Here is a 23140-nt window from a genome sequence, read left to right on the forward strand (position 1 = left end):
CTACCCCTTTCTCGAACAAACGTTCGTCGAACATCTGTTTGATAGAATAGCGCTAAGGGTGAGTAAAATCAAGCCAAAATCATTTATTTATCGAACAAATGTTTGCATATTGGGTCACAATTTCTTATCATGGGGATAACAATCAGGAGGAAACTATGGCAAAACCACAAAGTCAGCACCTTGACCTTGCGGATTTACGTCCGCGTCCGCGCGCCATTTTTGAGGCAGTTTGCACTGGAATCCGCGTCCATGGATACCCTCCATCAGTTCGGGAAATAGCCGCCGAGGTAGGGCTATCATCTTCCTCTACAGTCAAACACCACTTAGACAGTCTGGTAAGTCAAGGTTTCTTAGTTCGAGCCGATGGACGCAGTCGAGCTCTTGAAATTAATCCCCAGTTCACTTCACTGCCTGTCAGTTCAAACCCACCTACCTCTTCCCCCAACGACCATGACAACATAGTCCCGCTTAACCATCACGCTATCCCCCTGGTAGGTCAAATAGCTGCCGGTGTCCCAATCGATGCCGAGCAACACGTCGAGGACGTATTTACCCTCCCCACTCGTCTCACCGGTGAGGGTGAGCTGTTTATGTTAAAAGTACATGGCGAATCGATGATTGAGGCAGCCATCTGTGATGGCGACTGTGTGGTGGTACGCCGCCAAAATGTTGCCGAATGGGGGGAAATCGTAGCTGCCATGATTGATGGAGAAGCCACAGTGAAGACCCTTGCGCGCCGGGACGGACACATCTGGCTACTGCCCCACAATCCCGCTTTTGAACCGATTAACGGGGACAACGCAACTATCTTAGGAAAAGTAGTTACCGTACTACGCTCCCTCTAGTTGTACTTAAGTAAGACCCTTACCGCTTTCACCTCAATAGATAATCACATTTCTGGAAACGTGACCTCTTCGACAGCGAATTTTTTTGCGTTTACCCCTCGCTCCTGCTTAACATAGACAAGCCGCCGCGGGGTGGAGCAGTTCGGTAGCTCGCCGGGCTCATAACCCGGAGGTCGTTGGTTCAAATCCAGCCCCCGCTACTAAAGAAAATCCTGCAACCTCCCGGCTGCAGGATTTTTTATTAAATCTACCCCGCCCCCCACAGGGGAAACTCAATAACTCGGATTAAGCCTCAATATGGGCGCGATTACGATAGGCTACCAGGCAATCCTGAGCCACCGGGGTGTCATTAAAGGCGTGGAAAACCCCTTCAATTTCTTGATAGGGCTCCGCGCCCTTACCGGTGATTATTACCGTGTCGTCCTTAGCAGCCGCTAAAATCGCTTTACGAACAGCGTCGCGCCGACAGGTAGTAATTTCGCAAACATCTTCCATTTCGGGACGTTCTTCTTTAATCCCAGCGAGTAGCTGATTACGAATCGACTGCGCATCTTCGGTACGCGGATTTTCATCGGTCACCCACAACCAATCCGCATATTTAGCAGCCATTCTTGCTAGCGGCACCCGTTTAGTTGCGTCCCTATCCCCATCGGTACCGAACACCAAATGCAGTTTTCCGGGAGTAAACTCGCGCATAGTTTTCAAAATAGACGCTAGGGCCTCGGCAGTATGGGCATAATCATTTACTACCAAGGGGGTTCCCTCACCCCGTCGCCCTACGATTTCTAAACGCCCCGGAACTGCCAGTTTAGCCAGCCCTGCTTTCGCTGCCTGGGAGCTAATCCCAATTCCGGTAACCATCAAATAAGCTATCGCCGCATCTTGAACATTTACTTCCCCCGGCAAGGCTACCCTTATCTCTTCGCTTCGCCCCGCCCGGGCATCATTTTTTTCCGACAAAGTAAAATCGCAAGCCGCATGGGCGACATTATTAACAATGCTGGTAACCACCCAGTCTGCTTTACTAGCAGGATTATAGGCCGATATCGTAAGTCGGTTAGTGTTAGAACTTTCAGCTAGTTTCTCGCCCCACTGGTCATCAACGCAAATAACCGCGTAGTCAGTAAACTCTTTGGAGCATAACCGGGCTTTGGCAGCCAGATAATTCTCCATAGTATGAAAATAGTCCAGATGATCATGTTGCAGATTAGTAAAAGCAGTGGCATCAAATTTCATACCCGAAATCCTGCCTAGGGCGAAGGCATGTGCCGAAACCTCCACTACCGCGGCTTTCATACCCTGCTCCACTCCATAGGCTAGGATTCGCTGCAACATTGGCCCTTCAAAAGTGGTGCGCGCGGACTGAATCCGCAAATCACCCACCCGGGTTTCGGCAGTTGAAAGAATCATGGTGGGCAAACCGGCAGCTTCAAAAGCAGCTTTAACCGCAAAACAGGTGGTAGTTTTCCCATTAGTACCGGTAACCGCCACAGTTTTCATTTTCCCTGCTGGATTATCGAAAGCTCTAATCGCCATCACCGAAGCAGCAGCGCGGGGATTTTCTACCTCTACCACCGGTATTTTCACCTCTTGGGAACGAGCCAAATCGGCGCCCTCAGTGTCGGTAATTATCGCTACTGCCCCGAGCTGTTCGACCTCAGCAGAAAACTTCGCGGCATGAACATTCGCTCCTTTCAAGGCAATAAATGCTTCCCCCGCTAAAATCTCATCAGAAGCCATCGAAACCCCGCGCACCTGAATATGCTCCCAGGCTGGCTCGATATGGGAGGTAAAACCCTCCACAATCTTAGAGAGGGAAACCGGCGCTATTTGGAGAGGACGAAAATCTCGAAAGGTTACAGTCATAGCTTCTACTCTAGTCTTAGGACGCCCTCTAGCAATAAAACCGAAAGTTACTACCCAAAGAGAGACATAAAGATAAAGCTCCCGTTTAAGGACGCACAATTTCTCCCCCGCCGAGGGAGCATATCTCGCTAAATACCTCGGGGTCAGTTAAACATTGACCTAAGCTATTGGTCTTACCGTAACCGTGAAAATCTGAAGAACCAGTAAGTTTGAGCCCCAGCTTTCTCCCTATTTCCCTTATTTGCGCCTGTTCTTGCGGATTTTGTTCCGGATGAAATGCTTCAAGGCCAAACAATCCAACTTCTTTCAGTTCCCCAATAGTCGCTATTGATAGGAAGCGGCGCTGCCTTTTAGCAGCTCTAGGATGAGCCAGCACCGCAACCCCTTTCGCTTCCCTAACCAGGCGCACCGCAGCAACAGTATCTAAAGCCTGGTAGTGGACATAGTATTTACTGGAAGTAGCCAGCACCTGCTCGAAGGCAGCGCTACGATTCGGAAAATACCCGCCTTTTACTAGCGCGTCAGCCAGATGAGGACGACCAATTGGGCTGGAACCAGCTTGCTGGAGGACTTGTGCATAAGAAATATCGAAATCGCGGGATAAGCGCTGCACCATTTCCCGCATTCGCTGCTGGCGGGCAAATAGCGTTTTTTCAAATTGAGTAGATAAAACTTTGCTGTTCGGGTCGGGAAGATAGGCTAGCAGATGCGCAGTTATCCCCTGGTAGGCAGTGGAAATCTCTACCCCTGGCATCAGAGCAACCCCGCATTCGGTAACCAGTTCACTGGCTGGTTTTATTCCTTTGAAAGTGTCATGATCGGTTAGCGCTATCGCATCCAATCCGGCTTTAGCGGCAAGACGCATCACTTGAGCAGGAGAATCTGTCCCATCTGAACAGGAAGAATGAACATGAAGGTCGATACGCCTAAAGGACATAGAACCATAATAGGATACCCGTGGCATGATGGAAGCATGGATAAAAATGTGAAGGCACAGGAAACTCAGCCCTTAAAAGACCGGGTAAATAACCGCTCTAGGCGAATTAACAGTCTGGCGTTTCGAGAGTTCATTGGCAGCGGCTGGGGGGAACGCAAAGACCCACCCCCTACCCCTAGCCCTGCAAAAGAGTATTTACCTCAGCGTTACCAAAAACTGGGAGCACACTTTCGCGGGGAACGCCTAGTGATTCCTGCCGGAAATTACAAGGTTCGTTCTAATGATTGCGATTACCGTTTCCGAGCTCACTCGGCATTTGCGCACCTGACCGGGCTAGGCGGGGAACTAGAGCCTGACGCCGCCCTGGTTTTGGAACCCCTAACCGATAAAGAGGGAACGCCCTTAGATAATTCCCCCGCGGATACGCAGTCCTTTACCCACCGGGGCATCATATTTTTCCGCCCCCAAGCTCCGCGTAGCAGCGAAGAATTCTATTCCGACTCCACTTATGGTGAGTTTTGGGTAGGACCGCGTATGACCCTTACCCAGATGGAGGCAGTTACCGGGCTGCAGGCGCGTCCTCTAGATACTTTGCCCGATCAATTAGCTAAAGATGCTGGTCTAGTGCAACTGCGAGTAATTAGAAATGTTGATAGTTGCGTGCAAGCGGCGGTAGAAAAAGTGCGCCAAGAAGCGGGGTTAGTGACCGGTGAGGACGCCAAAGCTATTGACGAGAAATTAGAAGAAGCCGCATCAGTCTTACGGTTACAAAAAGATGACGCCGAGATAAAGGAACTTCAACAGGCCGTAGCTATCACTAAGCGAGGCTTTGAAGACATGATTCGCGTCTTACCTCGAGCCACCGGTCACCGACGCGGGGAACGCGTTATTGAGGGGGCGTTTGGGGCTAGGGCGCGCGAAGAAGGCAACGGTCTAGGTTACGACACTATTGCTGCTTCAGGAAATCATGCTAATACCTTGCATTGGATTGATAACGATGGTCAGGTTCGCGAGGGCGATTTGATTCTTATTGATGCCGGAGTGGAAGCCGACTCGCTCTATACTGCGGATATTACCCGCACTCTGCCGGTAAATGGCAAGTTCACCCCGGTACAGGCCAAGGTCTATAACGCGGTACTTGATGCCTGTGAAGCTGGTCTAGCGCAAGCTAATAAACCGGGGTGCCGTTTTAAAGATGTACATGATGCAGCGGTAGCTACTTTGGTTAAACATTTGGATTCCTGGGGGCTGCTGCCGGTTTCGGCGGAACAAACCTTATCTGAGGACGGCGGGGAATACCGCCGTTGGATGCCACACGGGGTTTCTCACCATTTAGGTTTAGATGTCCATGACTGTGCGCAGGCAGCGCGAGATATGTATATGGATGCTCCCTTAGAGCCAGGAATGTGTTTTACGATTGAACCGGGACTCTATTTTCATCAGGACGATGAGCTTCTACCTGAGGAACTACGAGGTATCGGGGTCAGGATTGAGGACGATGTGCTGGTAGAAAAGGACGGCAGCGTACGCCGCTTGTCGGAAGATATTCCCCGCACTATCGAAGATGTTGAAGCCTGGATGACGCGAGTGCAAGCAGGCTAAAGCGGTAAACGGCAAAACTAGCAGCTTTTAAGCTGTTAGTTTTGCCCCCGTAGTTTATTGAGGAACTGGCGGGTACGCTCCTGGGAAGGATTATGGATTAACTGTTTAGCGTCTCCGGATTCCAGTACCACTCCGTTATCAATAAAGAGGGCGCGATCAGCGACCTCGGCGGCAAACTCCATTTCGTGGGTCACAATTACCATCGTCATCTCTTCTGCTGCCAAAGAGCGAATAATCTGTAGGATTTCCCCAGTTAGTTCCGGATCTAAGGCCGAAGTAGGTTCATCAAAATAGAGCATCTTTGGTTTTAGAGCCAGCGCCCGGGCGATTGCCACCCTTTGCTGCTGCCCTCCAGATAACTCACCGGGATAAGCTAGTGCCTTATCCGCCAGGTTCATGCGTTCTAGTAGCTGTTTAGCCTGTGCATTGACCTTAACCGGGTCGCGTTTTTGTACCTTTATCGGAGCGTCAGTAAGATTTCTGAGCACTGTCCAATGAGGAAACAGATTAAAGTCTTGGAACACTAGCCCAAAATCGCGGCGAAACTCCCGTTCGTCGGCGCTAGAAACCTTAACTCCGTCCTCTTTCTTTAAGGCTTGTTTCCCAAAGTAACGAATCTCTCCGCTGTCCATTTGTTCTAGGAAAGTACAGCAGCGCAAAAGCGTAGATTTTCCAGAACCTGAAGGACCTAGAATCGCCAAAACTTCACCGGTATCTACGCTCAAGGACACGCCTTTTAGAACCTGATTAGTCCCAAAACTCTTTTCCATTCCTTTAATGCTTAGCGCTTCCATATCACTCACCTAATCTGATAACTACCCACACGTTTCTCAATCCGCTCCATCACTACCGCTACCACCAGGTTAAACACCCAGTAGAAAATACCGGCCGCCACAAAGGGAAGCATCGAAGCGCTGGCTGCAGCCTGCTGTTTCGCAATTGTAAACATCTCCGCGTAGGCAATCGCAAAAGCGAGCGACGTATCTTTTACCAGGGTGATTACCTCATTAGTAATCGAAGGTAAGACCGTGCGGAACATTTGCGGCAATTTGATAGTCAAGAAAGTGCGCGCCGGAGAATACCCCAGGACAAAAGCAGCCTCAGATTGACCCAGCGGAATTGCTTGAAAACCTCCCCGATAGATTTCCGCAAAATATGCCGCATAGTTAATCGCAAACGCAATAATCACCGCACTAAAGCGATAAGTAGAACCGATTTGCACCCCAAATAGGAAAAAAGGACCAAAATAGACCACCAATAGCTGCAGCATTAAGGGGGTGCCGCGCATCACCGAGATATAGAACTGGATAAACCAAGCCAGAGGCTTAAACCGGCTGACTCTGCCGCCATAGACCGCCAAACCTAAAGGTAGGGAGAGTAACAGGGTGAGTGCGAAAATGATGAAAGTTTGTACCATACCACCGGCAAGTTCCGGTAAAAACGACAAATCCATATAACTCCCCTAGCTAGCGTTCGCGCTTTTGAAGAACCTATAAGGCAGACATTGAATAATCACAGCTTTTAGCGGCGTCTGAACAACGCGACGCTAAGCCCCCTTAAAATTAATCAGCGATTACCGACTTTTCCAGCTGGTACTTTTTCGCAATGTTCAAGAAAGTGCCATCTTTCTTCATTTCGTCCAAGGTTGTTTGTACCTGATCGCGTAGCGCCTGGTTACCTTGCTTAAAACCAATCGCATATTGCTCGGTGTGGAAAGGCGGATTCATAATCTGGAACTTATCCTTTCCGCGCTGTTCCAATTGGTACTGCGCCACCCCAATATCGACTGCTACCGCATCTGCTGCCCCTGCCTGGAGGGTCATAAAAGCATTGTTATAGTCGGGAACTTGGGTCATTTCTTTGAAGCTAGCTACCAAATCTTTATTCTTCTCATCTTGCAAAGCGGTTAGACCGGAAGAATCTGCCTGGACTAAAACAGTTTTACCTTTCAAATCGGCTGTCGTTTTAATAGCCGAATTGGTTTTGGTAACGAATACTATCGAGTTATCTACATACGGCTTGGAAAACGTATAGTTATCCTCGCGCCCGTTCATGGTGAACCCATTCCAGATGCAGTCGATAGTGCCGGATTTAAGTTCCATATCTTTGGAGTCCCAATCAATAGGACGTTTTTGCAGTTTCCAGCCGTTACGTTTGGCGACTTCGGCGGCTAAATCCAAATCGAAGCCCACGTATTCCCCGCCCTCTTTATAGCCATAGGGAGGAAAGTTTGCGTCAAAACCAACGGTAAACTCGTCGCCCTTAGCCTTAGTTTGCGAGGACGCTTTACCGTTTCCGGAGCAAGCGGCTAGACCACAGACCAAAGCTAGCGAGGTGATGGCAAGCAGCGTTTTCTTTAGCTTCATTTGAAATCTTCCTATCCTGGGGACAAATAAACCAAGTAGAGTTTAGCAAATAGGCTAGTCCTAGCTTGCGTAGCTACCTTTCTATCTCAGTAGGCAACACGAGAGTGGAAATAGTCCCCAAATAGACTAGAGGTTTACCAAAGCCTGGCGGGTGGGTAAAAGATTATTTTACGCACCAATCGGAAAAATATCCCCAGTTAGCCCACCTGGTAACCGGTACGAGCTTTGAGTAAATCCCCGCCGGGTACTGCTTCGATAAGTTCGCGGGTGTAATCCATTTTGGGATTCGCGAAAATCTCGTCAGCACTGCCGTATTCGACCAGCTTGCCATGCTCCATTACCGCGATATCATCAGCGTTTTCACGAACTACTGCCAGGTCGTGGGTAATGAACAGATAGGTCAGCCCCAGTCTACCTTGCAGCTCATTTAGCAAATGCAAGATTTGGTCTTGAACCAGAACGTCCAAAGCCGATACTGCCTCGTCAAGTACCACCAGTTCCGGACGCAGCGCCAGAGCGCGAGCAATCGCTACTCTTTGCCGTTGTCCCCCCGAAAGCTCATTCGGGAAGCGCCGCATAGCGCTGCGCGGCAACGCTACCATATCAAGTAGTTTTGCTACTCGTTCTTCCCAAGATTTGCGGTTACCAATTTTGTGAATCCTCAAGGGTTCCTCAATGCAACGGTAAACCGAAAACATGGGGTCTAAAGAGCCATAGGGATTTTGGAAAACTACTTGCATTTTGCGACATAGCGCGAAAAGCTGCTTTTTGTTCAAAGTTGAAAGGTCGATGCCTTCATAAAAGACTTTACCGCTAGTAGGGTCAAGCAGATTCAAAATCATGTTGGCAACAGTGGATTTACCCGAACCGGATTCTCCCACCAAGGCTAAGGTAGAGCCACGTCTAACTTTGAAAGAAACATCATCGACAGCGCGAAAGTTCTTTTTCTTGCCTTTCTGACCGCGAATCTCGAACTCTTTAACTAGATGATCTACCCGGATAACTTCGTCGCCTAAATGTTTAGCTAGGGGTTCTCCGCGCACATTGGTTCCCATAACCACCTGGTCTGAGCCTTTTTTAGCCGCTACCGCAACTGTAACATCCGCGCTGGTACGCGAGTCAATAGTTCCGGCTTGAGCCTCGCCCTCTTCGGGGGAATAGTCAATCTCGATTCGCTTTGAAGCTAGCGAGGGCGCAGCATCAACCAGGCGGCGAGTATAAGGATGCCGCGGATCGTTTAGAATATCGCGAGCAGGTCCAGATTCAACTACCCGTCCACGGTGCATTACTACCAGGTGAGAGGCCCGTTCTGCCGCCAGTCCCAAATCGTGGGTAATAAAGAGGAGCGCCGTACCGAGTTGTTTGATTTCCTTTTCCAGGTGATCGAGGATTTTCCGTTGCACGGTTACGTCCAGCGCACTGGTAGGCTCATCGGCAATCAACAGTTGGGGGGCAGCTGCCAAACCAATCGCGATTAAGGCTCGCTGACGCATACCACCCGAAAACTCGTGAGGATATTGCTTTGAACGAGCCTCAGCATCTGGGAGCCCGGCATCTTTTAATGCCTGCATCGCCTGTTCATGAATATCTTTATCTTTAGTAGCCTCGTTAAACTTTAGAGCTTCTTCAACTTGAGAGCCTATTTTCCAAACCGGGTTAAGGTTTGACATCGGGTCTTGCGGAACCATTCCAATTTGAGCCCCGCGTACCTGCTGCATTTCCTTGGCAGTCAGGGTAGTTAGCTCCCGCCCATCAAACTTTATGGAACCGCCAGAGACTCTCCCCGTCCCCGGTAGCAGTCCAATAATGGCAGCCGCTAGGGTTGATTTCCCTGACCCTGATTCGCCTACAATCGCAACGGTTTGTCCCCGGTAAAGCGTCAAATTTGCTTTGCGCACCGCCGGGACTACCCCGGTAGTGGAACGGAAAGTAACCTCTAAATCTTTTACTTCCAACAGGGGTGAGGGCGCAGCGGCAGTATTCCTATACATTTCATCACCCGCGTCTTTAGGCATAGTATCAATCTTTGGCTCGGTCATATTATTGTTTCCTCTGGTTCGGATCGAGCGCGTCGCGTACCACGTCGCCCATCATAATGAAGCTCAAAACAGTCATTGCCAGGGCAATCGATGGTAAGAACAGCACCATCGGAGCTACCCGCAGTTGCGCCTGAGCAGTCGAAATATCTCCGCCCCAAGAAACGATGGAGGACGGTAGACCAATCCCCATAAAGGATAGCGTTGCTTCCGCCACGATAAAGGTGCCCAGCGCCACGGTAGCGTAAACAATCACCGGTGCCGCCGCATTAGGCAAAATATGCCGAAGCAGAATCTTTATATCCGAAACCCCTAGAGTACGAGCCGCGGTTACGTATTCTTCATTCTTGATAGACAACACCGCTCCGCGACTAATACGTGCAATTTGTGTCCACCCGAAGATTCCTAAAACAATCACTACCATCCAGATGGAACGATGTTCCTTGAACATCTGCATAATCACGATGGCAGCTAAAACCATGGGGATAGCAAAGAAGATATCTACAATTCGGGAGAGGATGGCATCTAGAATACCGCCGAAATACCCGGCCAGTGACCCAAATATTACCCCGATTACCGTAGCAGTCAGGGTAGAGAAAATCCCAACCGCGATTGAGGCACGTGCTCCGTAGATAATTCGGGAATAAAGGTCGCAGCCTTGCTTATCAAACCCGAAAATATGCCCCTTGGTCGGCCCTTTAATGGAATTCTCTAAGGTGCAATACGCGGGATCTTGAGAGGTGAATAGCTGGGGTACAAGTGCCATTAGCACCGCAATCACGATGATGGTAGCTGCAACCCAAAATAGTGGTCGCTTTCGCAGCTGTTTCCAGGCTTCTCCCCATACCGAGGAGGGAGCTGATTCATCAGCTACTGCATCTACAGCGCCCAGACCGGTTTCATCAACTTTATTTACGTAATGTTCTTGTCCGGGAAGTTTTTGGTTACTCATAGCGAATCCTCGGATCTAGTACAGCGTATAACAGGTCTACGAGCAGATTAGCCACAATATAGACCAGAACCAGAACGGTGGTGATAGAAACTACGGTGGCAGCCTCACCACGTAAAATTGCTTGGTAAAGTGTGCCTCCAACTCCGTTAATAGCGAAGATGCCCTCGGTGACGATTGCTCCAGTCATAAGACCCCCCAGGTCTCCACCTAGGAAAGTGGCTACCGGAATCAGGGAGTTGCGCAGCACGTGATGGGTCATAACCCTGCTTTCGGGAATACCTTTAGCTCGAGCAGTACGAACATAATCCGCCGTGAGGTTTTCGGATACTTCTTGACGCGTTAAGCGAATAACGTAGGCACAAGAAACCGCGCCCAGCACTATCGCGGGCATCAATAAAGACTGGAAGCTAACGTTACTGCCAACTGTGGTGGGTAGCCAACCCAGTTTTACCCCAAAGAGGAATTGAAACAGAAAACCGATAACAAAGGTGGGAACGGCGATTACTACCAGAGAAAGCACTAGCACAGTAGAATCGAAGATTTTCCCTTTTTTGCGACCGGCGAGAAAGCCGAACACGATACCGATAACTGCTTCAAAGAAGATAGCCATGAAAGCTAACTGAATCGTTACCGGGAAAGCGCCAGCCATCACGTCTGTTACTTCCAGTCCGGAGAATGTCTTTCCAAAGTCTAAAGTCAATATCCCCTTTAGATAGAGCAAATACTGCATCCAAAGCGGCTTATCCAGGTTGTACTCTGCCCTAATCTGAGCAGCGACCGAGGGCGGAAGTCCTTTGTCGCCGCCTAGTGCCTGTACCGGATCGCCCGGCATGGCATAGACCATGGCGAATATCAGGAACGTTGCCCCAAAGAATACCGGGATCATCTGAAGTAGACGACGCCCTATGTATCTGAGCATAGGTATCTCCTTATTAATAAGCTGCCTTTTACTCTATCGTGATATTTGATTGAGGAAAAAATAAATCTGGGGGCGGCGATAAGAAATCACCGCCCCCAGAGGATTATTTGCTGCTACAGTAGCCAGTTCGACTAGAACTAAAGACTACTTAGCGTTCTTGGTAATCTCGTAGTAAACCGGCTCACTCTTCCAGTTGAAGGCAACATTGGAAACGTTGTCTTTGTTCCACACCCCTACTACGTTGGAGTTCCACAGCGGGATAGCCGGGAGATCGGTAAACAAAATACTTTGAGCTTCAGCAAACTTCATGTCTTGCTCATCTCCCACCGGAAGTTTCGCAATATCAATCATCAGTTTGTTGAACTGCTCGTTATTGTATTTACCGTCGTTAGAGTTTCCGTTCTTGGAGTAGAGCGGTTCCAAGAAGTTACTCATACCGGGGTAATCTGCCTGCCAACCAGAACGGAATGCACCTTTAATGGTTTGCTTGGTGATGGCATCGCGCAAGCCTTTGAAATCAGGGAACGCTTCCCCTTCGGCTTTAATGCCCAGGTTATTCTTTAGCTGGTTAGCGACTGCGTCTACCCAATCTTTGTGGGAAGAATCGGAGTTGTAACCAATGGTAAAGGTGTCGTCATACTTAGAGATGGCATCGGCTTTTGCCCACAGTTCTTTTGCCTTGGCTTTATCGAACTTTAGGACTTCGCCTCCCTTGGTCTGTTTCATTACCTTTTCATAGTTAGGCATAGACGGAGAGGTGAAGTCTTTGGCCGGTACCCTGGTGTCTTGGAAGATGGTCTTGCAGATAGTCTCGCGATCGATTGCGTAAGCGATAGCTTGACGACGCAGACGACCTTCCTCGTCCATTCCGAAGTGCTTTATCCGATCGGGAATGGTGAAAGACTGGAAAATAGCTACTGGCTGATTAGCGTTAGATTCCGGGAAATCAGATTTGAAAGTGCTGAAGGCAGCGGCAGGTAAATCATCAAGCACGTCCAGCTGACCAGATTGCACATCGGCATAGGCAGCATCAGACTTCAGATAAATCTTGAAAGTAAGCCCGCCATTCTTTGCCTGGCGCGGACCAGAATAGTTTTCGTTCTTTACCAGTTCGATGGATTCCTTGTGCTTCCAGCCTTTATCTTTAAGGGTGTAAGGACCGGAAGTAACGGTTGGGTTATCTCCGAACGCTTTCATATCCTTGAACGCCACATCCGGAAGAGGCGCATAAGCGGAGTATCCCAGGCGCAGCGCAAAGTCCGAAGTCGGCTGGTTCAAAGTAATTTGGAAAGTATAGTCATCAATCTTCTTTAGCCCCGACAGCTCCGGTACATCGGGTGCCTGCGCACCTGCTTTTGTAGGACCGGCAGTAAAGCCTTTAATGACCTCGAAGAAAGAAGAGGCCAACTGAGCGTTCTTGGGGTTGGCCCCATAGTTCCAAGCTTTGATGTAGTTGTCAGCCTTAATCGGGGAACCATCAGAGAACTTGGCATCTTTCTTTAGCTTAACGGTCCAAACTACCTGATCGCTCGACTCAACCGATTCGGCGAGTTCATTCTTTGCTTCTCCGGTCTTGGGCTCGTAGTAAACCAGTCCAGAGAAAAGAGCGTCAAGGACGCGACCGCCACCGGTCTCATTGGTTGAGGTAGGAATCAGAGGGTTCTGAGGTTCTACAGTGTTTACAGTGATAATTCCTTTGTCATCTGCTTTTGCGGCTGAGCCGCCGTTGCTGCTTCCACAACCGGCCAGAGCCAGGGAAAGAGTAACAGCAGAAGCAAGGGCTAATGCGCCCCGTCGTTTCACTATTGCCTCCAAGAGTGTTGTTTGCATTTTTTAAGCTGACTAATCAGCGAAAATCGCTCTCACGATTACAGCTCAATATAGCACTTCAATTATTTTTAATAAATTTTCAAGGATTCCTTAAGACAGATTTGCATAATGCCGCATTTACTTCCTAAACCGGATTATGAAATGTTTACCTGCCAGATAAAATCCATAAACGTCCTTTAAATAGCCAAAAATCTAAATCTCGCGAACTAGACATGACGGGACAAATTAGCCTCACGGGGATTAACCGCCCGGGAACGGGTAACTAACTTGTGACCGCCCCACAGAGCCAAGAAGAAAAGCAAGCCAATATAGCTAGCCAGGAAGTTCATAATCGAGAACTCGCCGGTAATCACATCTAAGGATTGCCCTACTACTACCACCGCACACATAATCAAAGCGATAATCGGACCTGCCGGATAGAAAAGCGCCTTATAGGGCAAATCTGCCACGTCCTTACCTTGAGCTTTATAGGCACGCCGGAAACAATAATGAGACCAAGCAATCCCCATCCAAGTGATAAACCCAGCCAATCCGGAAGCATTAACCAGCCAAACATATACCTGACCAGTGCCCACCCTCGAAGTTGCAAAACAAAGTGCCCCCACCAAGGTGGTTGCGATCAAAGCCATGATCGGCACCCCATGCCCCGTTAGCCGAGCAAAAATCGCCGGTGCTTTCTTTTCTTTAGCCAAAGAATAGAGCATCCGCGTAGCGACATACATCCCAGAGTTACCGGCAGAAAGAATTGAAGTCAGGATTACCGCATTCATAACCCCCGCTGCAATTGCTATTCCCGCACGTTCAAACAGTAACGTAAATGGAGACTTCGTTACCGCCTCGGTAAAGCCTTGGGCTGTGTCAGAATCGGCGTTGGCTCCCTGCAAGAGGGCGGGATCGGTGTAGGGAATCAGAAAAGCAATCACCGCGATGGCTCCGATATAGAACAATAAAATCCGCATGAACACTGCGCGAGTTGCCCGGGGAACATTCTTTTCCGGATCTTCAGTTTCACCCGCAGCAATCCCAATCATTTCGGTGCCTTGGAAAGAGAAACCGGCAATCATGAACACCCCCATGATTCCCCAAAAACCGTGGACGAAAGGAGCATCCCCGGTCGTAAAGTTAGTGAATCCAGGGGATTTACCACCGAGAATACCCAAAACCATCAAGAGACCTAGAGCCAAAAATACAATCACCGTTACTACTTTGATAGAGGCAAACCAGAACTCTGATTCCCCAAATCCCCGCACGGTAAAGGCATTGAGCACAAACAAAATAAGTAAGAATACTAATGACCACACCCAAGCAGGCACCACTGATTCCGGAAACCAGTACTGCATGACGATAGTCGCTGCTACCAACTCGGCAGCTACAGTAATCGCCCAGTTATACCAATAGTTCCACCCCTGGGCAAAACCAAAAGACTTGGAGACATAACGGGTAGCGAAAACCTCGAAAGCGCCTGAAGTGGGACAATAGGTAGCCATTTCCCCGAGCGATTGCATCAAGAAGAAAACCATTACCCCAATTGCCCCATAGGCAACTAATGCACCCCCAGGTCCTGCCCCGGTAATGGTTCCTCCGGAAGCTACAAATAGCCCGGTACCGATGGCGCCGCCGATGGCAATCATATTTAGATGCCGCGCTTTTAATTTCCGTTGCAGCTGCGCAGTGGAAGCACCTGAATTAGCGTTACTACTATCAGGGATTTCATTAGTGGCCACTGTTTTCCTCCGATTGAATTAATTCTTAGTAACCTTATGGAAAGCTACCGCACCTTTCCAATCAGAGGTCACGTTGCCCACATTCTGACTAAATCCGATGTTTGAGCTGGGAGACCATAGCGGTATGGAAGGCAGATCCGCTAGCAGCAGAGTTTGTGCCTGTTGATAGAGTTTTCCAGCCTCTTTAGCTGTATCTGCCGCCTGCGCCCTCGTCAAAAGTTCGGCATACGCGGGATTGTCATATCCCATTTTGTTACCATTACCGCCCTTTACATAGCGCCCTGCCAAGAGATTATTTGGGGAAGGATACCCCATTGACCAGCCCATCCGGAAGGGACCGGTAAAGGAATGTTGATCCATCATTTCTAATAGGGTCTTGAAATCCGGCTGAGGATCGCCGACTGCTTTAATCCCCAGGGCATTCGACAACTGGTTACAAACTGCATCCACCCAGGGCTGGTTAGATTGGTTTGAATTGTAGGTGATTTTAAGCTCCCCTTGCCAAGGGCTGATTGCATCAGCGGCTTCCCAAGCTTTTTTCGCGGCAGCTTCGTTATATTGCAAAACCTTAGTAGCCTCGCCACTGTCTATGTGTCCGAGAATTTGTGGTGGCAAAAAATCGCTGGCTGCCTTACGAGTGCCATAAAAAATGCTTTTTATTATTTGTTCACGGTTAATTGCTTGCGAAATTGCTTGACGCCGCAGTTTTCCCTCTTCCCCAGAAAAATGTTTCGTCTGATAATCAATATCGAGAGTCTGCATCCCGGCTTGAACCGCGTTAGTAGTTCGGTTTCCTAAATCTTTTTTTACGTTGGGAAGTTCTCCGTCGGGAATCTGATCTAACACATCAAGATTTCCAGAAAGAAGATCTTGGTAAGCAGCGGAAATATCTGCATAAATCTTTAGTTCCAGTCCGTCATTTACCGCTTGGCGCGGGCCGCGATAACTGGTGGACTTATCTAGTAGTATTCGACTGGAAGACTCCCATTTAGCCAAAGTGTACGGACCATTCCCCACTGGTTTTTGCCCAAACTCTTTCTTTATCTTTCCTTGGTCATCAAAAGCTGAATCTGGGAGCGGATAAAAGCCGTTGATTCCTAAACGGTTAGAAAAGTCAGCTACCGCTCGCTTCAATTTGATAGTTATTTTGTAATCATCGTTGGCCATTACCCCGCTCAGATTCCCGGTACCGTCCTCCTCTGCTCCCTCAATTGCTTCAAAGGCGGTGGTGGCTCCCAGTTTTTGCGCAGCAGAGGCTTTCCAGGCGCGCACATAGTTTTTAGCTAGCACCGGAGTACCATTAGAAAACTTGCGGTCAGTATTCATCTGGATTGTCCAGGTTTTATGGTCAGGAGAATCTGTAATCTCGCGCGCCACATCATTTACCACTTTTCCCTGCTCGTCGTAGGTAACTAGACCGGCAAAGAGCAAATCAATAACTTTGATACCGGCATCATCATCAGCGGCAGCGGGGATAAGTCCGCGAGCAGGTTCTTCCCCGTTAATGGTTACCCGGTTTACTGCGTTTTCTTCGGCATTATTGGAGCTACAAGCGCTTAATCCCCCCATAGCGATAACTGCTGATAGCAGAGTTACTAAAGAGATAAACCGAGAGCGGATATTCATTTCTTACCTTTCAAAACACCAAAATTATTAACCTAATGATACTTAGTTATTACTGCTATCTGCTATTTTATGCCCTACTATCAAGCTGGTGCAGTACCTAAGACTATTGCGTCTGTCTAGGATTTACGGTTCAAGCTGATTATTTTGTTAATGAGATATTTCAAGATAGCTTACGCCACACACCTTAAAATCGTCTTATCCCTCTTTTTTCATGGTGACTGCTTTGCGGATAACCTCAAAATGTACTGCTCCTGTTGGAGAAATAGTTCGCATAAAATCAGCAAAACCTTTCCCACCGGCTCTTTGGAACTGATTATAGGTTTCGTGCCACCTTCGCCAGCCATACCAGGGAGCTATGCTCAAGGCGGGAATCCCCAGGTAACGCTGTCGCAGTAGCTGCTGATTCCACGGTCCTCCGGGTTTTTCTCTAAGGTAGGCGATGGCTTTAGGAAGTGTCCAAAGTGATTTTCCTTGCCCCTGCTGCCCATATAGCTGTAAATCCGCTAACGCTAAAGCTATGAACCGAGTAATACGTTCTATGATTTCCAGCTGAATTTCGCTGGGAATCTCCCACAGTTTTGGCGCCATTTCCAGGGCGAAAAGATTCCAACCCAAGTTTGTGGCGGGCAGGTTAGCTCCTACCCGAGTAAACAGGTTGTTTCCATAGGTTTCTCGTACCCGAGAATACAGATGGGCTCCAGGGATTCCTTTCTCGAAAGCCGCCAGAACAAAATAGGCATCATCAATTTCGCAGAAAGCATCGAAAGCGTTACCGCAAATAGCTGTTACATCTTCCCCGCCCACACCAGCATGAGGCGCACGGGTGAGCGCACATTTGCGGGACGTGCCTCGCGAAGAGGGAGACAACCCAATCCCGGTTGGATAGTACGGGTGCATTAAGACACCATGCGGATCATTTTCCCAACGTAGGGGGAAGTACTCGGGGCTAGCTAAGGCCGCTAGCTGGGAATCAACCTGCTGACTAAAAGCATCGGTCGCGTCCTCTATCGCCCAGTTCAATACCTCGAACCCGTCAGAGATTTCTAGGCTAGATAGCCGATTCGCCCGATTTCCCCCCAATTTGCTTAACAGTTGGTCACGTTGGGCACCTAAACGCACTAAATCTGCACTAGCCTCTGCATATAGTTCACTGGGGTTAAGGTCGCTCACCCCTACGCTTTTAAGGGAAATAAAATAGGAGTGCGGATCTACCGGACCGATTGGTGAGCAGGCTGACATAATTTCTTGTTTCAAGAAGCTAGCCATATCTGCGAATGCGTCCTGCGCGGTAGCTTTTGCGCGTGCTAGAGCGCGCCTGCCCATTGGGGAAAGATGAGCCAGTTCCATCTTGCTACGTTTTCCCTGATAAATATCATGACCAGGGTCAGCGAGTAGCAACGCTTGTTCCAGTACCTTTTCCAAAACTTCCTGGGGAAAAGCATATCCGCGATTCTTCGATTCGCGCATAGTGGTTTTTAATCCCGTGAACGCCTGGGGAAGCGCCAGAAACCTCCTAGTCAGATTCCCCACTCCCACCTCGGTGGTTACGTCCATGAGTTTGAAACCCTCTGCTATCACCGGGATTGGCGAGTTAGTGCCACTAATCTCGGACTCTAGGAAACCAGCTTCAAACTTTTCTTGTTCTGCTTGGGCATAAAGGGTAAATCCTTGCGCCTCTTGTTTCTCGCGGAGACTAGCTTTTGGTGTCCTAGCTATGCGCGCCAAAGTGTCTTTACGCAAGTTGTAGCGTTCTGAGATACCGGGAGGTGAATAATCTGGGAGCATAGCATCGTAGCCGGATATTCCCCACTCGGTAGCTTTGAAAGGGTCAATACGGGCATAAGCGGTGATGTATTGGTTCAGCACGGTGTCGATTTGCTTAATATCAGTTTCCACCCTGCTCTCCCCGGTTTTCCTTTCCCGCTTTCATTGTCTTATCTGAGTTCTTTTCTTAGCTTAACAGTGAGACCATAAGACCGATAGTATTGCGTGTACACATTATCTACGTAAAACCAATAGTCTTAAGGTAATGGAACAATATTTTACGGACAAACAGGTGGCTGCGCCGAGTGAGCGCAATAGGATTAAAGTATCGCTTGCGGGTAGGGAACTGCTTTTAGAGGGCGCGGCGGGGGTTTTCTCGTCCCGCCACTTGGATAAAGCTACCGAGATTTTATTGGCAAACGCACCTATACCTCCTAAAAATGGGACTTTTTTGGATTTAGGATGCGGCTGGGGACCTCTGGCAATCTCCTTGGGGATTTTGAGTCCCGCCGCACAGGTTTTGGCGGTAGATGTGAATGAGCGCGCCCGGGATCTTACCCGAACCAATGCTAGGCGGGCAGGAGTAGCTGTTCAGGTGGAATCTCCCGAGAAGATTCTTACAGCCGTAAAAACTGCCGGAGGACTTGACCTCATCTGGTCAAACCCCCCAGTTAGGATTGGAAAAAAGCACCTCCAACAGTTACTGCTAACCTGGTTGCCACTGTTAAAACCGGGCGCCGAAGCCATTTTGGTGATGGGAAAGAACCTGGGCGCAGATTCGATGCAAAAGTGGCTGTGTACGCAAGGCTTCCCTACCCGTCGCCTCGCTTCTAAAAAAGGTTTTCGTCTGCTTGCGGTTTCCCCTGCATAGCTAAACGAGCGCAAATAACGCTCTCTGGGACGATGAGGAACCCAGATAAAGGCGCCGGGAATAACTTTTATCCGAGTGGGCGCGGTGGGCATAAGAATTCGGAAAACGTCGCTACGTTTGCCGAATTCTTGGGCGGGAGGTAAAAGTTATTCCCCGCGCTACTAGCTATCTAATCAAAGCGAATGTCTATACAAGCTTTTCAGCCAGATTATCAGGGGTGGGAGGAAACAGGCATCCCCCGCGTTCATGAGCTACAGCAGTTATAACTAAACGCGGGCAGATACTTTTAACAAGTATCTGCCCACGCAGTTATGTAGTCTTTAGCTATTTAGGAAGTATTCCCCTATCCCTGTTGGGAAAATTGCTAAAACAGTTAGTGGGAAACCGCTAATTCCTTCGCCTCTATGGCACTATCGCTGTGCATAGCCGATTCTTGCTGGGCAAGAACTTGGCTGCGCACTCCCCGGGGGTCTTTCACAATCAGGTAGACAACCCAGATAACGCCACCCAGTGCCACTACGGATAGCCCGAGATAGGAATCATGCAGCATATCGAGAGGGGCAGGAGTGAAAACTTCTGTGCCGGCTTCGAGATATTCCGCAAGTAAATCAACCATCCACATTAGGGATGCTCCCCAGTACATCCAACACAGCAGGTCTAGACGCATTTTTGATTTAGGGGCGCGAGCATACCAACACGCGGTTGCGATGATTGCCGCAAAAATAGTTATTAGTAAAGTCACGAGAAATCTCCTTTAAGCTGCGTTTGCTTCAGTTGCAACCCGGTTGCGGCGCTCGGTAGCACGAATCAAGGCTAGACCTACGCCCCAAACTACGGTAACCAATAGCGCCATGCCAACCCCCACAGTGCCCATTTCAAAGAGCATCTGTTGGGTAGTGGAACGCTCTGTCAGTGCCGATAGGAACGGGAAAAAAGGAATCACTTCGCCGTGCCACAGATGCTCAAAAGCAAGCAGTACAGCTCCGCCCCACAAAAGATTAGTTAGCCAAGTCAGCTTACGAACTAAATCTAGCGAACGCTGAGCACCTTCGGTAGAGCCACCAGCTTCTGCCTTCTTCGCGATATGTTTCTTAGCAACTGTTAGCGCTGCTGCTTCCACAGTCGGAACAATAAAACACGCCATAATGACTCCTTTAATTATCTATCTAGTTCGAACTTAGTCTAACAGACATCTTAATCGTGACCGCGGTAACTTTAAATCTAAAAACCCGAAATTGGGTTAAGAAATCATTCCCAAATCCCGCCAGGTGTCCAGCGATTCTTTGGCTTCCTCAGCGGTTAAAAGATTCATTGCGAAACCATTTTGAATCAGGACATAGTCCCCTACCTTAGCTTCGGGAACATATGCCATACAGGCATCTTGAACCTGTCCCGCCACATCGATTCGTCCCATCGGCATTAGACCCGGCTCTATCGATAGAATCTTGCAGGGAACCCCCACACACATGGCTTACTTCCTTTCCCTAGACAGTTCCCAGTTCTCTAAACCCTAAAATCCCTCACGTCCTCTAAACGTTATCAACTTTCAGCCCCATCTGACCGCTGGGCGCGGAACTGAGGGGCAGACAGGGGTCAGCTTCTCGAATAGATTCTTCCAGCGCCCCCTGGGTTTGTGCCCCGTCAAGCGCAATGGCTTGGGTTAATAACTGTGCAAGCCATGGCTCATTTTGTGCAGTGGGAGTAAGGATAGTTGCCTGAGTAATCATCCCTTCAGTATCCGTGGCATAGGTATGCGCCAAGATTCCTCTAGGTCCGTCCACCACACCGCTGGCTTGTCCACTGCTAAACTTAACGGGTCGTCCTGCCGTGTGCTCCTCAGAATTTACCTGCCCTACCAGGCGCGATAGCTGTTTAACAAGCTCAGTAGTTCTTTCTAGAAGATGTAAGGTTATTATCGCCCGAGCAGGTTGCGCGTTGCGACTTTCTGCCAGCCAGCGTTCTTGTGCCGCTGCTGCCTTAGGGCTAGGAAGAGTACCGATAGAGAGCTGGCTTACTGGACCTACCCGGTATCGCCCCTCATTTACTCCCAATGCTCGCAGATAAGGACGCGGAGCAGGAGTGTGCGGGTTTTCCTCTCTGATACGCTCATTCCATTTCGAGAAAGAAAACTCGTCAATGATTTTTTGTTCGAGAACCACCCTAACCCGAGTACCAAAAACATCCGGGTTTGCGTCCTCGTTAATCAATGCCACCTCTGAGCCAGAAAAAGCATCAGCTAAGCGGGATTCCTTAGATAATCTAAAGGCCAGGTCACATAATTCTTCAGCGGCTTCAATTGCATCCGGCAGGTCTTCATCCAGGTTTTTTAAAGCTTTCAGTTCCGGCAAGGCACGCACCCCGCCGGGAAGGGCGCTAACTGGGAAATGACCGGGAGAACCCGCTGCTACCAGCATTTTTTTCGCTACCAATCTAATCGCTATTCCCGCATCCCTATCTTGCATCAAGAAACGTAGCGAATGGGTTTGCACAATCGAACCATAATGCAGCAAACGGCGAGTAAGTTCTGCCGCTTTGGACAGCGGCTCGCTTTGGCTGAGCACATCAAGGGCACGCATACCAGCCAAATGATGTGCCACCGGGCAAATCCCGCACAAATGCTCGGTCATTTTCAGCGCTTCCAGGGCAGATTTTCCCACCAACATTGCATCAACGCGAGGAAGTCCTTGCAAATCAAAACGCGCCTGGGATTGTCCTTGCCGGTCTTTGGAAACTACTACCCGTCCTTCTAGGGGATCAATAATCTCGTCAAGGTTGATTTTCATGAATCTCCTCAAGAAAATGAATATATGCATGAACTTGGGCTATTAACTTCGGTAGTGGCGGCGGTTGAAAAAGCAGCCGCTGACGCTGATTATCAGGTTACCCGAGTTAAAAAAGTCTCGCTAAATGTGGGGGCTATGTCAGGTGCTATCCCCCAGGCTCTTTACGGCTCGTGGCCCATAGCCAAGGCTCAAACTATCTGCGAAAGCGCTGAACTGGAAATTAATCCCATCCCAGCCAGTGTTTATTGTCCAAAATGCCAGCGAGAAGTCGAGATAGATGAGTTCTTTGCCCTGCTTTGTCCAAAATGCCAAACCCCAACCGCGAACCTTACCCATGGTCGCGAGTTTGATATCTCCTGGGTTGAGTGGGATAAGGAATAGACAACTACGGGGAAAGCCAAGAGTCAAGAATCTGGGCGGCATAAGCAGTAGCCTGCTCAATCCCGCTGCTAGCTGCCGAGGTTAAACCCAAATGCAGATTGACGTCCTCACTAACTACCCCTACTACTTCGATTACGCGAGGTTCTTTGCCCGTAAGCCGGGCGGAAGTGAGAATATCTAGTAGACCTACCTGGTGAGGAGACATTTTCATCGAAAGCAAGCGCGGCACATGATCCCCACTCAAATGGAGCGCCTGACCGGGAATACGCCCTGCACCGGCTGCTACCGAATCCAATATCAGTAAATTCTCGGATTCTTGAACAACGGGAACCAGCTCCATTCCCCCCGTTCCGCCCTCTAAAAGAGCTAGTTCTCCTCGACTAATCGCCTCTTGCCAACTGGGGCGAACGCTCAGCAGTTTACGCAACTGCTTTAAAATCTCTAGCCCGATTCCATCATCACCCATGATTGGGTTACCAACTGCAAGAACCGTATATTGGCTTCCTGCCCAGCCCTTACCGTCCACCCTGGAGAAATCCGGTAGAGGGCGGTCAGCTGCAGCTATAGTGGCCCCCTCTGCCGGTTTCCGCAAAGAAACAGACGGGGAGGACGCGGGTAACTGTTCACCTTTAATCATT

Annotated in this window: 21 protein-coding genes and 1 tRNA gene; 5 read left to right on the plus strand and 17 right to left on the minus strand. The window is 49.3% G+C overall.

Annotated features, from left to right (window positions below; all coding sequences use genetic code 11):
- Positions 1-155 precede the first annotated feature (155 nt).
- Both lexA and QZT94_RS03995 read left to right on the plus strand, forming a co-directional pair.
- Positions 156-845, plus strand: coding sequence for a transcriptional repressor LexA (gene lexA / locus QZT94_RS03990; RefSeq protein WP_072509902.1), 690 nt, complete (start codon positions 156-158; stop codon positions 843-845).
- A 126-nt stretch (positions 846-971) separates the two neighbouring features.
- Positions 972-1045, plus strand: a tRNA-Met gene (locus QZT94_RS03995).
- An 85-nt stretch (positions 1046-1130) separates the two neighbouring features.
- Here the strand turns inward: QZT94_RS03995 and QZT94_RS04000 are convergent.
- The gene (locus tag QZT94_RS04000) at positions 1131-2711 is read right to left on the minus strand and encodes a UDP-N-acetylmuramoyl-L-alanyl-D-glutamate--2,6-diaminopimelate ligase (protein ID WP_296761559.1); all 1581 of its coding nucleotides are present in this window, start codon (positions 2709-2711) and stop codon (positions 1131-1133) included.
- 85 nt (positions 2712-2796) lie between these two features.
- Complete coding sequence (locus QZT94_RS04005) at positions 2797-3675, minus strand: PHP domain-containing protein (RefSeq protein WP_296761556.1); 879 nt, start codon at positions 3673-3675, stop codon at positions 2797-2799.
- A 9-nt stretch (positions 3676-3684) separates the two neighbouring features.
- Between QZT94_RS04005 and QZT94_RS04010 the strand changes: the two genes are divergently transcribed.
- The gene (locus tag QZT94_RS04010; protein WP_296761554.1) at positions 3685-5250 is read left to right on the plus strand and encodes an aminopeptidase P family protein; all 1566 of its coding nucleotides are present in this window, start codon (positions 3685-3687) and stop codon (positions 5248-5250) included.
- 35 nt (positions 5251-5285) lie between these two features.
- Here the strand turns inward: QZT94_RS04010 and QZT94_RS04015 are convergent, their stop codons facing one another.
- The 10 genes from QZT94_RS04015 to QZT94_RS04060 all read right to left on the minus strand — a co-directional run bounded on the left by QZT94_RS04015 (position 5286) and on the right by QZT94_RS04060 (position 18599).
- A complete protein-coding gene (locus QZT94_RS04015) occupies positions 5286-6044 on the minus strand; it encodes an amino acid ABC transporter ATP-binding protein (RefSeq protein WP_072509906.1) in 759 nt (252 codons plus the stop codon).
- A 5-nt stretch (positions 6045-6049) separates the two neighbouring features.
- The gene (locus tag QZT94_RS04020) at positions 6050-6703 is read right to left on the minus strand and encodes an amino acid ABC transporter permease (RefSeq protein ID WP_270625281.1); all 654 of its coding nucleotides are present in this window, start codon (positions 6701-6703) and stop codon (positions 6050-6052) included.
- Positions 6704-6812: 109 nt separating this feature from the next.
- Positions 6813-7616, minus strand: a complete 804-nt coding sequence (locus tag QZT94_RS04025) for an amino acid ABC transporter substrate-binding protein (protein ID WP_296761549.1) — start codon at positions 7614-7616, stop codon at positions 6813-6815.
- 197 nt (positions 7617-7813) lie between these two features.
- Complete coding sequence (locus QZT94_RS04030) at positions 7814-9631, minus strand: ABC transporter ATP-binding protein (RefSeq protein WP_296761600.1); 1818 nt, start codon at positions 9629-9631, stop codon at positions 7814-7816.
- A gap of 25 nt (positions 9632-9656) precedes the next feature.
- Positions 9657-10604 (minus strand): ABC transporter permease, encoded by a 948-nt coding sequence (locus tag QZT94_RS04035; protein WP_072509909.1) that lies wholly within the window; start codon positions 10602-10604, stop codon positions 9657-9659.
- Entirely contained in the window at positions 10597-11523 is a 927-nt protein-coding gene (locus tag QZT94_RS04040) for an ABC transporter permease (protein WP_072509910.1), read from the minus strand. The genes QZT94_RS04035 and QZT94_RS04040 overlap by 8 nt, the downstream gene beginning before the upstream one ends.
- 144 nt (positions 11524-11667) lie before the next feature.
- Positions 11668-13326 carry an ABC transporter substrate-binding protein gene (locus QZT94_RS04045; protein ID WP_296773191.1) on the minus strand — a complete coding sequence of 553 codons (1659 nt, stop codon included), beginning with the start codon at positions 13324-13326 and terminating at the stop codon, positions 11668-11670.
- Positions 13327-13559: 233 nt separating this feature from the next.
- Complete coding sequence (locus QZT94_RS04050; RefSeq protein ID WP_296761597.1) at positions 13560-14984, minus strand: amino acid permease; 1425 nt, start codon at positions 14982-14984, stop codon at positions 13560-13562.
- 111 nt (positions 14985-15095) lie between these two features.
- A complete protein-coding gene (locus tag QZT94_RS04055; protein ID WP_072509913.1) occupies positions 15096-16703 on the minus strand; it encodes an ABC transporter substrate-binding protein in 1608 nt (535 codons plus the stop codon).
- Between the two features lie 195 nt (positions 16704-16898).
- The gene (locus QZT94_RS04060; protein ID WP_072509914.1) at positions 16899-18599 is read right to left on the minus strand and encodes a DUF885 family protein; all 1701 of its coding nucleotides are present in this window, start codon (positions 18597-18599) and stop codon (positions 16899-16901) included.
- A 133-nt stretch (positions 18600-18732) separates the two neighbouring features.
- Here QZT94_RS04060 and QZT94_RS04065 point away from each other — a divergent pair, with 133 nt between their 5' ends.
- Complete coding sequence (locus QZT94_RS04065; protein WP_072509915.1) at positions 18733-19338, plus strand: methyltransferase; 606 nt, start codon at positions 18733-18735, stop codon at positions 19336-19338.
- Positions 19339-19711: 373 nt separating this feature from the next.
- Here QZT94_RS04065 and QZT94_RS04070 read toward each other — a convergent pair whose 3' ends face one another.
- From QZT94_RS04070 to QZT94_RS04085, 4 genes are all read right to left on the minus strand, one after another.
- Positions 19712-20080: a hypothetical protein gene (locus QZT94_RS04070; protein ID WP_296761538.1), complete on the minus strand. Its 369-nt coding sequence runs from the start codon at positions 20078-20080 to the stop codon at positions 19712-19714.
- Positions 20081-20092: 12 nt separating this feature from the next.
- Complete coding sequence (locus QZT94_RS04075) at positions 20093-20482, minus strand: hypothetical protein (RefSeq protein WP_296761535.1); 390 nt, start codon at positions 20480-20482, stop codon at positions 20093-20095.
- A gap of 96 nt (positions 20483-20578) precedes the next feature.
- Complete coding sequence (locus tag QZT94_RS04080) at positions 20579-20806, minus strand: HypC/HybG/HupF family hydrogenase formation chaperone (protein WP_072509918.1); 228 nt, start codon at positions 20804-20806, stop codon at positions 20579-20581.
- Between the two features lie 61 nt (positions 20807-20867).
- Positions 20868-22121: a nickel-dependent hydrogenase large subunit gene (locus tag QZT94_RS04085; RefSeq protein WP_296761534.1), complete on the minus strand. Its 1254-nt coding sequence runs from the start codon at positions 22119-22121 to the stop codon at positions 20868-20870.
- A gap of 24 nt (positions 22122-22145) precedes the next feature.
- Here QZT94_RS04085 and QZT94_RS04090 point away from each other — a divergent pair, with 24 nt between their 5' ends.
- Positions 22146-22502, plus strand: a complete 357-nt coding sequence (locus QZT94_RS04090; RefSeq protein ID WP_072509920.1) for a hydrogenase maturation nickel metallochaperone HypA — start codon at positions 22146-22148, stop codon at positions 22500-22502.
- 4 nt (positions 22503-22506) lie between these two features.
- On the opposite strand, the gene QZT94_RS04095 is transcribed toward QZT94_RS04090, so the two are convergent.
- Positions 22507-23139: a hydrogenase maturation protease gene (locus QZT94_RS04095; RefSeq protein WP_270625270.1), complete on the minus strand. Its 633-nt coding sequence runs from the start codon at positions 23137-23139 to the stop codon at positions 22507-22509.
- Position 23140 lies beyond the last annotated feature (1 nt).

This window comes from Varibaculum sp., assembly GCF_008661855.1.
Taxonomy (GTDB): Bacteria; Actinomycetota; Actinomycetes; order Actinomycetales; family Actinomycetaceae; genus Varibaculum; species Varibaculum timonense_A.

What these genes read in the sequence shown, in the direction of transcription:
- lexA (WP_072509902.1), top strand. Translation starts at nt 156, where the DNA reads ATGGCAAAACCACAAAGTCAGCACCTTGACCTTGCGGATTTACGTCCG.
- QZT94_RS04080 (WP_072509918.1), bottom strand. Translation starts at nt 20,806, where the DNA reads ATGTGTGTGGGGGTTCCCTGCAAGATTCTATCGATAGAGCCGGGTCTA.
- QZT94_RS04005 (WP_296761556.1), bottom strand. Translation starts at nt 3,675, where the DNA reads ATGCCACGGGTATCCTATTATGGTTCTATGTCCTTTAGGCGTATCGAC.
- QZT94_RS04085 (WP_296761534.1), bottom strand. Translation starts at nt 22,121, where the DNA reads ATGAAAATCAACCTTGACGAGATTATTGATCCCCTAGAAGGACGGGTA.
- QZT94_RS04025 (WP_296761549.1), bottom strand. Translation starts at nt 7,616, where the DNA reads ATGAAGCTAAAGAAAACGCTGCTTGCCATCACCTCGCTAGCTTTGGTC.
- QZT94_RS04035 (WP_072509909.1), bottom strand. Translation starts at nt 10,604, where the DNA reads ATGAGTAACCAAAAACTTCCCGGACAAGAACATTACGTAAATAAAGTT.
- QZT94_RS04075 (WP_296761535.1), bottom strand. Translation starts at nt 20,482, where the DNA reads ATGGCGTGTTTTATTGTTCCGACTGTGGAAGCAGCAGCGCTAACAGTT.
- QZT94_RS04095 (WP_270625270.1), bottom strand. Translation starts at nt 23,139, where the DNA reads ATGATTAAAGGTGAACAGTTACCCGCGTCCTCCCCGTCTGTTTCTTTG.
- QZT94_RS04020 (WP_270625281.1), bottom strand. Translation starts at nt 6,703, where the DNA reads ATGGATTTGTCGTTTTTACCGGAACTTGCCGGTGGTATGGTACAAACT.
- QZT94_RS04010 (WP_296761554.1), top strand. Translation starts at nt 3,685, where the DNA reads ATGGATAAAAATGTGAAGGCACAGGAAACTCAGCCCTTAAAAGACCGG.
- QZT94_RS04090 (WP_072509920.1), top strand. Translation starts at nt 22,146, where the DNA reads ATGCATGAACTTGGGCTATTAACTTCGGTAGTGGCGGCGGTTGAAAAA.
- QZT94_RS04050 (WP_296761597.1), bottom strand. Translation starts at nt 14,984, where the DNA reads ATGATTGCCATCGGCGGCGCCATCGGTACCGGGCTATTTGTAGCTTCC.
- QZT94_RS04040 (WP_072509910.1), bottom strand. Translation starts at nt 11,523, where the DNA reads ATGCTCAGATACATAGGGCGTCGTCTACTTCAGATGATCCCGGTATTC.
- QZT94_RS04055 (WP_072509913.1), bottom strand. Translation starts at nt 16,703, where the DNA reads ATGAATATCCGCTCTCGGTTTATCTCTTTAGTAACTCTGCTATCAGCA.
- QZT94_RS04030 (WP_296761600.1), bottom strand. Translation starts at nt 9,631, where the DNA reads ATGCCTAAAGACGCGGGTGATGAAATGTATAGGAATACTGCCGCTGCG.
- QZT94_RS04065 (WP_072509915.1), top strand. Translation starts at nt 18,733, where the DNA reads ATGGAACAATATTTTACGGACAAACAGGTGGCTGCGCCGAGTGAGCGC.
- QZT94_RS04015 (WP_072509906.1), bottom strand. Translation starts at nt 6,044, where the DNA reads ATGGAAGCGCTAAGCATTAAAGGAATGGAAAAGAGTTTTGGGACTAAT.
- QZT94_RS04000 (WP_296761559.1), bottom strand. Translation starts at nt 2,711, where the DNA reads ATGACTGTAACCTTTCGAGATTTTCGTCCTCTCCAAATAGCGCCGGTT.